This is a genomic window from uncultured Maricaulis sp., from assembly GCF_905480005.1.
Lineage (GTDB): Bacteria > Pseudomonadota > Alphaproteobacteria > Caulobacterales > Maricaulaceae > Maricaulis.
Genome location: NZ_CAJQOO010000143.1, coordinates 1 through 9,128 on the forward strand (window position 1 = coordinate 1; position 9,128 = coordinate 9,128).

The following is a 9,128-nucleotide window of genomic DNA, read 5'->3' on the forward strand; positions in this document are numbered from 1 at the left end:
GCAATCGGGCGCAGGCTTTCGCGGCCCTCGTTTGACAGGGCAGCCGAGCCGGACGGGAAGAGGACATCCGTTTCGAACACGAAACGATCGCCGACAATGCGCACGCCGGTGCGATTGCCGAGGATGGCCCGCAGGCGGCCGAAGAAGTCGGAGCGGTAGACGGCGAGTTCGGCGGCGCGCTCGGCCAGGGCCGCATTGAGGCGTTCGCCGAGATTGATGACCTGGGCTTCGGCTTCCTGGGCGCGCAGCTCGGAAGCGTCGAGGGCGGCATTGAGCGTGGCGATCTGGTCGCGCAGGGCCTGGATCTGCAGGTTGAGCATCATCAGGGCGCGCTGGCTCTCCTCGGACAATTCGCGCTCGGCGTCGAGTTCAGCCTGAAGTGAAGCGGTCTGGGTGCCCGCCATGGCCAGCGCACTGCTCAGCGCGTCGCGTTCGGTCTCCAGACCTGAGACGCGCAATTCCAGCTCGGTGTTTTCTTCCTGGGTCAGAGCGAGCTCATCGGCCAGCTGGGCGAGCTGGGCGTTGAGGGCAGCAAGCTGTTCATCGCGCCCCGTCAGGGCGCGGGACAGGGCGAACTGCCCGGCGACGAAGATCGACAGCAAGAAGACAATGACCAGCAGAAGCGTGGCCAGGGCGTCGACAAAGCCCGGCCAGTGATCGCCATTATCGGCTTCCTGGAAACGCGCGAAACGCGGCGAGGCCATGGTCTATTCCCCTCCCCGCTCCCGCGATTGCAGGGCCCGGATCAGCACCCGGATCTCGTCGCGCAGGGCACGCATGGCCTCTTCCTGACTGGCCCGACTGTCCTCGGCAAAGCGCTGCAGCGTGGTGTCCATCTGCCGCGAATTGCGTTCCAGCGTGTGGGAAAGGCGGTCGAGTGTCTCGGCAGTCTGCTGCAGAAGCGCGCCGACATAGGCGGTCGACACCTCACCATCATCACCCGCGCTCGGGCCGGCCGCCGCGAGCCGCGAGATCGACGACAACCATTCCTCGATCTCGTTATAGAAGCGGTTCTGGGCGCGGCTGGCCTGGAGGTCGAGAAATCCGATGACAAGAGAGCCGGCGAGACCGAAGAGCGAGGAGGCAAACGCCGTGCCCATGCCCTGGATTGGCTCTTCGATGGCCGACATCAACCGCATCACATCGGCTTCGCCGCCGGTCGAGCTCTCGGTCACCGCGCTGACGGCGGCGCCCACGGCACCGACCACATCAAGCAGGCCCCAGAAGGTACCAAGCAGGCCGAGGAAAATCAGCAGACGTCCGAAATAGCGGGTGAAGGCCCCGGCTTCCGACATCCGCGCGCCGACCGAGTCGAGGACCGTGCGCACCGAACCGGCGGAGAGCGAGACCCGGCCATCGGCCTGGGAGATCATCGAGGCCATGGGCGCAATCAGCGCCGGCGGCTTGGGCAGGCTGGCGGGGTCCTCCGTAGACCGGAAGCGGACCAGCCAGCTCGCGGCCGGACCAATCCCCAGCGCCTGGGCGAAGGTGTAGAGCACGCCGATGACCAGCACACCCAGAATAAGACCATTGATCGCCGGATTCGCCCGGAAGGCGGCTTCCAGTGGTTCGAACAGGACGAGTCCCAAAGCCGCCACACCGGCCGTGAACACGGCCATCCAGATGATGTAGCGCCATGGCCCGGTGAACCGGACGCTGGGTGCCTGGGAGATATCCTGATCGGAATTGAGAACGGGCATGCTGACCCCTCATTAAAGCCGCCGTCTTTCCTACCCTTCCGATTGGGACAATTTGGAGGCGAGGTCAAAGGGCAGGTGTGAACTAATCCGACCTATTCCCATGAAATCTCGACCATGCCCTCCCGATTGCGTCCGGATTGGAAACAATAAGTCGCCAGCTGGCTGGTTACTCGGCGCCGACATTATAGCCATTTTCCAGTCATTGCGTTTCAGGGCCGCTGGCCCGCCGCACGATGATGGAGTCCCACATGACCCGGAATACGCCCCGCAACATCCTTCGTATCGATGCCAGCATGCGCCGAGACGGATCCGTGACCCGTCAACTCGCCGACAAATTGATGGCCCGGCTCACCACCAAGGATGTGGAGACCACCGTCGTCCGGCGTGATCTGGCCGAGAATCCGCCTGCCTTCATTGATGAAAGCTGGATCGGCGCCAACTTTACCGATGCCGATGCCCGAAGCGACGACCAGAAAGCCGTGCTGGCACGCTCGGACGCGCTGATTGCCGAGCTGAAGGCCGCCGACACGCTAATCATTGCCACGCCGGTCTATAATTTCGGCATCCCGGCGGCGCTCAAGGCCTGGGTCGACATGGTCGCCCGCGCCCGTGTGACGTTCAAATACACCGAAAACGGTCCGGTCGGCCTGCTCGAGGGCAAGCGCGCGATCATCGTAACAGCGTCAGGCGGCACCCGGGTCGGCAGCGAAATCGACTTCGCCACGACTTATCTGACCCACGTGCTCGGCTTTATCGGCATCCATGACGTGGACATCATCGCCGCCGACCAGCTCGGCCAGGGCGCCGACGAAAAACTCGCTGCAGCCGGCGACGCGATCGAACGTCTGGCGGCGTAGCACCCGTGGCGTTGGCGAATGTCAGGTCAGCCCGCTTTGTCTACTCCCCAGGCTGGGTCATCGAGCCCTTTCGGCCCAGCTTGGGGAAGAAGGCACCCGCCTCCTCGCGATAGTCCAGATACTCATCGCCAATTTCGGCGATCAGATCCTTTTCCTCGAAACGATAGACGGCGACCACCATGTAGGCCGTGGTCACGATGGCGAAGAGGAGATGGCCCAGCGTCATCACCGGTGCTGCCCAGAAGGCAATCATGAAGCCGGTCATCATCGGGTGCCGCACCAGGCGGTAAAACAGGTGCTTGCGGAATGGCGCGCCCTTGAAGGGACGCTGCCGCAGATTCGCGTAAATCTGGCTCAGGCCGAACAGGTCGAAATGGCTGATCAGGAAGGTCGAGATCAGCACGATCAGCCAGCCGAGCCAGAACACGCCTTGCACGAGATAGGTTGCGGCGCCTTCCGGCACGGACCAGATCACGCCGGGCATGGGCTGCCAGAAGGCATAGATCAGCGCCAGCGCGATCGAGGACAGGAGCACGTAGAGCGTGCGTTCCAGATAGGCGGGGACGAGACGCGTCCAGGCCGCCTTGAAGGCCGGCCGCGCCATGACGCTGTGCTGGACCGCGAACACACTCAACAGGACCAGATTGACGATAACTGCCATCACGAGCGGTCCGGCCACCCCGGAATCGATGGTTTTCGGCACCGTTAGATTACCGACAAAACCGATCGAATAGAGGAATACTGCGAAGAAGAATGCGTAGACGGCTATGCCGAATACAAACCCGATAGCCCGGCACATAGCGAGCCCCCCTGCCTTGCTGACGACCGAAACGGCACGTCATGATTGCAGGCTAGGCCAAATTCGCCGGAAAAGATGCCCCGCTGGAGACGCGGTCTTATTACCGGGCAGAAAGCGGGGACGGGTGCTTGACCCGGCTAGCCCGCAGCCTTCTTCAGGCGCTCGGTAATTTCCGCGAGGATGGGCTCGTTGCCCGCGGCGATATTGCCGGTTTCCAGCAGATTGTCCGCACCGTCAGCCTCGGCGACGAAACCGCCGGCTTCGCGGACCAGGATGATACCCGCCGCGATGTCCCAGGATTTCAGATTGCGTTCCCAGAAGCCGTCATAGCGGCCCGCAGCGACCCAGGCGAGGTCCAGCGCGGCGGAGCCCATGCGGCGGATACCGGCGCAATGCGGCATGATCTGGTGCAATTCCTTGAGGAAGCGCGCCTGACCCGGCCGACCGATAAAGGGCGTGCCGGTGGAGATCACGGCCTCGTCGAAATGCTTGCGTTCGGCCACGCGCAGACGACGATCCGCCAGCCAGGCGCCACGGCCCTTCTCGGCGTGGAACATTTCGTCGGTAGCCGGGTTGTAGATCACGCCGGCAACCAGCTCACCCTCACGCTCCAGCGCGATGGAGACGGCGAAATGCGGCATGCCATGCAGGAAGTTCAGTGTGCCGTCGAGCGGGTCGACAATCCAGCGGTGCGACTTGTCGCTGCCTTCAACAATCCCGCGCTCCTCCATCAGGAAGCCATAGCCCGGGCGGGCCTGGCTCAGACGGTCAAAGATGATGTCCTCGGCCTTGTGATCCGCGACCGAGACGAAGTCCGCCGGTCCCTTGCGCGAAACCTGCAGATGCTCAATGTCGCGGAAATCGCGGGTGAGCGACCGGCCGGCGCGCGCGGCAACATCGGTCATGACGGTGAGGAGCGGGGAAAGCGTACCCATGGTGTCAGTCCGCCCGCTTCACATAGGAGCCGTCTTCGGTCGCGACAATGATCCGCTCGCCAACGCCGACGAAGGGCGGAACGGAAGACCGCACACCATTGGACAGCGTTGCCGGCTTGTAGGAATTGGCTGCGGTCTGACCTTTGACGACCGGCTCGGTATCGGCGATTTCCAGGGTCACGTGCTGCGGCAGGGAAATGCCGATCGGACGCTCCTCGTGGAATTCGACCACAACGGTCATGCCATCGGTGAGATAGGCTGCGCGCTCTTCACCGACGAAATCGGTTTGCAACTCGATCTGCTCATAGGTTTCGGCATCCATGAAGGTGAGCATGTCGTCGCTGGCGAACAGGAAGGTGTGATCCTTCTGCTCGAGGCGGACTTTCTCGACCTTGTCGGCGGCGCGGAAACGTTCATTCAGCTTGCGGCCATCGAGCAAATTCTTCAACTCGACCTGGGCAAAGGCCCCGCCCTTGCCCGGCTTGACGTGGTCCGTCTTGACCGCAACCCAGAGCGTGTCCTGGTGCATCAGCACATTGCCGGGGCGGATTTCGTTACCGTTGATTTTCATACGTCACCTGTTGCCGCCCGAAGACGGGTCATCTCTCGCGCCGACGCGCACGCGCGGCAAGGTGGCGCTCTCCTATCAGTGAGGACCGGGAACGGCAAGCGGCGCGGCACTTTCGGCTCAGCGCAACGCCTCGAACTCGGCCCGGATCCGCTGGCGGACATCCGGCGGCAACGCGCTTTCCAGAGCGGCTTCGAGCCGGTCGCGCTGACCATCGTGGACAGGCGCACCCAGATAGTCGACCGAAGCGAGAAGGACCCAGCGATAGCCAAGCTCGAAATCCTGGGTCACGCCTTCGCCGCGGTAAAGGGCGTAGGCATAGAGGAATTGGCTCTCGGCATCGCCACCGCGAGCACCACGCGAGAACCAGTAGGCGGCAAGTTCGATATCGGTCTCGCCGCCACGCCCCTGATACATCATCAGCCCGTACTGACCCTGGGCTGGCGCATAACCACTCTCCGCAGCGATGCGCAGCCAATCGCGGGCGATGACATCATCCTGCGCCCCGCCCTCGCCATCGGCCGACATCAGGCCAACCTGGAAAGCGGCCTCGGCCAGATTCTGATTGGCCGCGCGCTCATACCAGACACGGGCACCGGCCGCATCACGCGCCCCGCCCTGCCCGGCATCCAGCAATTGGGCCAGCTGGTACATGCCCTCGGCAGAGCCTTGCTGGGCCGCACGCCCCGCCCATTCGCGCGCCGCGATGGCATCCTGGGGAACCGGCGAGTCGCGCAGCGCAATCGCATGAGCCACCATTGCCGGGATATGCCCGGCGCGAGCGGCGCGTTCAAACCAGGGTTCGGGTCGCCCAAGCTCGAGCGAGGCGTCGCCCAGCGCGGCGAGCAGGCCGAGATTGTAAAGAGCCACGGGATCATCGCGGTCGGCGGCCCGGTTGAACCAGCGTGCCGCGGTCGACAGGTCGACCGGCCCGCCCTCGCCATTGCGCGCCATGATACCGGCCAGCAGGGCCGCATCGACAATGCCACCGGCTGCGGCGGTCTCGGCATAATTGCGGGCTGAGGCCCAGTCTTCACCCACATAGGCGACCTGGGCGCGATACCAGGCAGCATCGGCGCCTCCCAGTCCGGACGGGAGTTCAGCCGCGTCCGCACCCAGGCCCTCCTGGGCCGCATTCTGCACCTCTTCCGGCAGCAGGATCAGCTCCTGGGGGAAGGTAGGGGCGACTATATCGGGGGTGACATCATCCTCGAGCGGCGGCGCGTCCTGGAGAGCGCGCGCATCGGCGGAGGACAGGGCCAGACCGGTGACGGTCAGCCCGGTGATGACGGGGAGTATGAAACGCAGAACCATACCCTTCTAGAACGCCGGGAATGCGGCATCGTCAAGGCCGGGGCGCCTCAACTGGGTGAAATGTAATCTGCCGGACCGGGCGGTGGCTCGCCTTGCCGACATCAATTCTCGCCCGTCAGGGCTCCAAAGGCTTTCACGCCCGCGGCTGGCCCATCCGGGTGAGACCAGACGGCGGAGGAAACTGCCAGAAAATCGGCACCGGCCTCGACGAGCGGCGCCGCATTCTCCGCCGTGATCCCGCCGATGGCGACGCAGGGCAACTCGAAAATCTCGACCCACCAGGCCAGGATATCCGGTGTCGCCACATGTTCGGTCACCTTGGTCCGGGTCGGGAAGAAGGCGCCAAAGGCGACATAATCCGCTCCGGCTTCTCCGGCGACCATGGCGAAATGGCGGCTGTCATGACAGGTCACCCCAACCGTTCGGCCCTTGCCCATGATCGCTCTCGCATCCTTCACCCGGCCATCGGACTGACCGATATGAACCCCGTCGCACCCGAGCGCGTCGGCCAGCTCCGGACTGTCATTGAGGATGACCGCGACACCGCGCGCCTGAGCGGCCTTGATCAACGGCGGCGCAAGACGACGTATCGCCGCCTCGTCATGATCCTTCAGGCGGATCTGCAATGCGGAGACCGGGCCCGCATCCAGGGCCGCTTCAAGACTGGCGAGGAAGCCCTCATCAATGCGCGGCGGGGTAATCAGGTAAAGCTGGCTCATGCGGCGTCTTTTGGCAGCCCTGCCCGGCAAGGACAATGGCGCGGCGAAAAATCTAGATGAACATCACCCGATTGGGTCATTCATCTTCCTTTCATCGAGTTTATACAAGTGTGTCGCTGAACTCGGGCAAGTGTGTTGCCTGACAGTCTGTTCAAAGGGGAATTCTCATGTCCATCAAAACCATTCTCGCCGCCGGCATCGCCGCCGCTTCCTTCGCCGGCGTCGCCGCAGCCCAGGACTGGTCGCTGCAGCCGACCTTCGGCACCGTCAACCTGAATTCGGGCTTCCAGCCGGACCCTTATACAACCTCGATCACAGCCGGTGGCACCATCCAGGCGTCCAACCTGTCGCCGTCCTGCGCCGGCATGATCGCCAACGCTCCGGACTTCCGCCTGAACTTCAACGCCGGATCGCTCCCGCTTTACATCAGCGCTTACTCCAATGCCGACACCACGCTCGTGATCAACGGACCAGACGGCTCCTGGTACTGCAATGATGACACGAACGGCCTGAACCCGTCCGTGGCGTGGGGCAGCCCGGACTCCGGTCAGTATGACATCTGGATCGGTACTTACGGCACCAATTCCGACCTCGCTTCCTCGACGCTCCACATCTCCGAGCTCGGCGGCTAAGCAAACCGGACAATCAATCCGGGGGGCGCGCGCTCGATTGGCGGGACGCCCCGGATTTTCGTCTGGATACCCAAGCCCTTTTTCTACCGGGACCGACCCCGCAGCCCTTTTCAAAGGCCGCGGGGTCGGTATTCCATTGTCAGGAGACGCACCATGATCATGAAATCAGCAGCCACAGCCATCGTCGCGGCAGCCGCCTTCACCGGCCTTGCCGCTGCCCAGGACTACAGCCTCAGCCCGAATTTCGGCGAAGTGTCATTGAGCGCCGGTTTCGCACCGGATCCGTACGGCGTTTCGATCGTCGCCGGCGGCAGTGTCAACGCCAGCAATGTCGGATGTGCCGGTTCCATCTCCAATGCCCCGGATGTCCGGCTTTACTGGTCTGGCGGCGAAGTCACCATCGGGGCTGAATCCGGATCGGACACCACCCTCGTGATCAACGCACCGGACGGCCAATGGTATTGCGCGGACGACACCAACGGTTTCGATCCGGCCATTCGTCTGAGCGGCAGCGGTCAGTACGACGTCTGGGTCGGCGTCTATTCCGGCGGCACGGCGAGTGCCACGGTCTATTTCACGGAATTCTAGTCCGTCAGACCAAATCCGAACAAGCAAGGGCTCGCCAAGTGGCGGGCCCTTTTCTTTGTGGTTGGGGCGCGAGCACCGCGGCAGCAACCCGTACTCGCTTTTCCATCGACAAGTCAGCCCATTAGACCTCGGGGCCGATAGGCTTGGACGGTTGATGATGCTAGCTTGTCCCGGAAACTAGTTTGCCCGGGCCAATCGCCATTGATTGCGTAACCCGCGGCCTGCCAAGGGGAACTCATGTCGTCCAAGACAATACTTGCCTCCACGCTGAGCCTGGTGGCTTTGCTTGCGCTCGCCGGGAATGCGCAAGGCCAAACGGCCTCGCTTGATCCGGTTTCTGGCACCCTCACGCTCGATCCATCAACTGGCCCGCAGCGTTTTGATACGTCGATCGCGGCTGGTGGAGACATCGAAGCCGATAGTCTTGGCCGTGATTGCGCGGGCGATATTGCGGACGCTCCAAGCCTGCGCCTGCATTATGGAGCTGGCGGCGACACCTTGCGCATCATCGCCATGTCGAACACCGACACCTCGCTCGCCATTCAAACACCGTCGGGTGACTGGCTGTGCAATGATGATGCAATGGGCGGACTGGATCCGATCCTCAGCCTCACATCCGCGCCGGAAGGGGAATACAATATCTGGGTCGGGCGTGTGTCATCATTCTGGGGCAATGGTGATTCAGAGCCGGTCGAGCTGTCCATTCTCAGCATTGATGGCGCGGTGCCGTTACCCCAATACCTGCCCACAAACGCAAATCTCACGCTCGCGTCCGGCTTCCAACCATCCGAATTCGGCGTAATCGGCTACGCCAATGGGGCCGTGCGCCCGCCCGCCTGGGACAATCGCTGCGGTGCAGCGGCCAGCGAGTTGCCAACCCTGCATCTGGAGTATGAGGGGCAAGGGTCCGGCTTGGCGATCCGCGCCATTTCGGCAGAAGATCTCACGCTGCTGATCCGGACGCCATCGGGTGAGTTCGTCTGCAATGACGAATTGGAGAGAACGGATTTTGTCAG

At 63.1% G+C, this 9,128-nt stretch carries 11 protein-coding genes; 4 read left to right on the forward strand and 7 right to left on the reverse strand.

The genetic code is table 11. The annotated features are described in order from the left end of the window. Both QZ266_RS12750 and QZ266_RS12755 read right to left on the reverse strand, forming a co-directional pair. Positions 1-704, reverse strand: a 704-nt coding sequence (locus QZ266_RS12750) for a peptidoglycan-binding protein (RefSeq protein ID WP_295695747.1), incomplete at its 3' end; no start/stop codon positions are given. Between the two features lie 3 nt (positions 705-707). Beyond that, the gene (locus tag QZ266_RS12755; RefSeq protein WP_295695749.1) at positions 708-1,700 is read right to left on the reverse strand and encodes a hypothetical protein; all 993 of its coding nucleotides are present in this window, start codon (positions 1,698-1,700) and stop codon (positions 708-710) included. A gap of 248 nt (positions 1,701-1,948) precedes the next feature. Between QZ266_RS12755 and QZ266_RS12760 the strand changes: the two genes are divergently transcribed. Further along, a complete protein-coding gene (locus QZ266_RS12760) occupies positions 1,949-2,557 on the forward strand; it encodes an NAD(P)H-dependent oxidoreductase (protein ID WP_295695750.1) in 609 nt (202 codons plus the stop codon). Positions 2,558-2,597: 40 nt separating this feature from the next. On the opposite strand, the gene mddA is transcribed toward QZ266_RS12760, so the two are convergent. The 5 genes from mddA to thiE form a co-directional block, all read right to left on the reverse strand. Continuing rightward, a complete protein-coding gene (mddA, locus tag QZ266_RS12765; protein WP_295695752.1) occupies positions 2,598-3,356 on the reverse strand; it encodes a methanethiol S-methyltransferase in 759 nt (252 codons plus the stop codon). 137 nt (positions 3,357-3,493) lie between these two features. After that, positions 3,494-4,291 (reverse strand): inositol monophosphatase family protein, encoded by a 798-nt coding sequence (locus tag QZ266_RS12770; protein ID WP_295695754.1) that lies wholly within the window; start codon positions 4,289-4,291, stop codon positions 3,494-3,496. Positions 4,292-4,295: 4 nt separating this feature from the next. Further along, a complete protein-coding gene (efp, locus tag QZ266_RS12775; protein WP_295695756.1) occupies positions 4,296-4,862 on the reverse strand; it encodes an elongation factor P in 567 nt (188 codons plus the stop codon). Positions 4,863-4,979: 117 nt separating this feature from the next. Continuing rightward, the gene (locus tag QZ266_RS12780) at positions 4,980-6,173 is read right to left on the reverse strand and encodes an SEL1-like repeat protein (RefSeq protein WP_295695758.1); all 1,194 of its coding nucleotides are present in this window, start codon (positions 6,171-6,173) and stop codon (positions 4,980-4,982) included. A 101-nt stretch (positions 6,174-6,274) separates the two neighbouring features. Continuing rightward, positions 6,275-6,892: a thiamine phosphate synthase gene (thiE, locus tag QZ266_RS12785; RefSeq protein WP_295695760.1), complete on the reverse strand. Its 618-nt coding sequence runs from the start codon at positions 6,890-6,892 to the stop codon at positions 6,275-6,277. A gap of 167 nt (positions 6,893-7,059) precedes the next feature. Between thiE and QZ266_RS12790 the strand changes: the two genes are divergently transcribed. From QZ266_RS12790 to QZ266_RS12800, 3 genes are all read left to right on the forward strand, one after another. Next, a complete protein-coding gene (locus QZ266_RS12790; protein WP_295695762.1) occupies positions 7,060-7,524 on the forward strand; it encodes a peptidase S1 in 465 nt (154 codons plus the stop codon). A 153-nt stretch (positions 7,525-7,677) separates the two neighbouring features. Beyond that, positions 7,678-8,112 carry a peptidase S1 gene (locus tag QZ266_RS12795; RefSeq protein ID WP_295695764.1) on the forward strand — a complete coding sequence of 145 codons (435 nt, stop codon included), beginning with the start codon at positions 7,678-7,680 and terminating at the stop codon, positions 8,110-8,112. Between the two features lie 282 nt (positions 8,113-8,394). Next, the coding region (locus QZ266_RS12800) for a hypothetical protein (RefSeq protein ID WP_295695765.1) at positions 8,395-9,128 on the forward strand (734 nt) is incomplete at its 3' end.

What these genes read in the sequence shown, in the direction of transcription:
- QZ266_RS12760 (WP_295695750.1), top strand. Translation starts at nt 1,949, where the DNA reads ATGACCCGGAATACGCCCCGCAACATCCTTCGTATCGATGCCAGCATG.
- mddA (WP_295695752.1), bottom strand. Translation starts at nt 3,356, where the DNA reads ATGTGCCGGGCTATCGGGTTTGTATTCGGCATAGCCGTCTACGCATTC.
- QZ266_RS12780 (WP_295695758.1), bottom strand. Translation starts at nt 6,173, where the DNA reads ATGGTTCTGCGTTTCATACTCCCCGTCATCACCGGGCTGACCGTCACC.
- QZ266_RS12755 (WP_295695749.1), bottom strand. Translation starts at nt 1,700, where the DNA reads ATGCCCGTTCTCAATTCCGATCAGGATATCTCCCAGGCACCCAGCGTC.
- QZ266_RS12795 (WP_295695764.1), top strand. Translation starts at nt 7,678, where the DNA reads ATGATCATGAAATCAGCAGCCACAGCCATCGTCGCGGCAGCCGCCTTC.
- thiE (WP_295695760.1), bottom strand. Translation starts at nt 6,892, where the DNA reads ATGAGCCAGCTTTACCTGATTACCCCGCCGCGCATTGATGAGGGCTTC.
- efp (WP_295695756.1), bottom strand. Translation starts at nt 4,862, where the DNA reads ATGAAAATCAACGGTAACGAAATCCGCCCCGGCAATGTGCTGATGCAC.
- QZ266_RS12770 (WP_295695754.1), bottom strand. Translation starts at nt 4,291, where the DNA reads ATGGGTACGCTTTCCCCGCTCCTCACCGTCATGACCGATGTTGCCGCG.
- QZ266_RS12790 (WP_295695762.1), top strand. Translation starts at nt 7,060, where the DNA reads ATGTCCATCAAAACCATTCTCGCCGCCGGCATCGCCGCCGCTTCCTTC.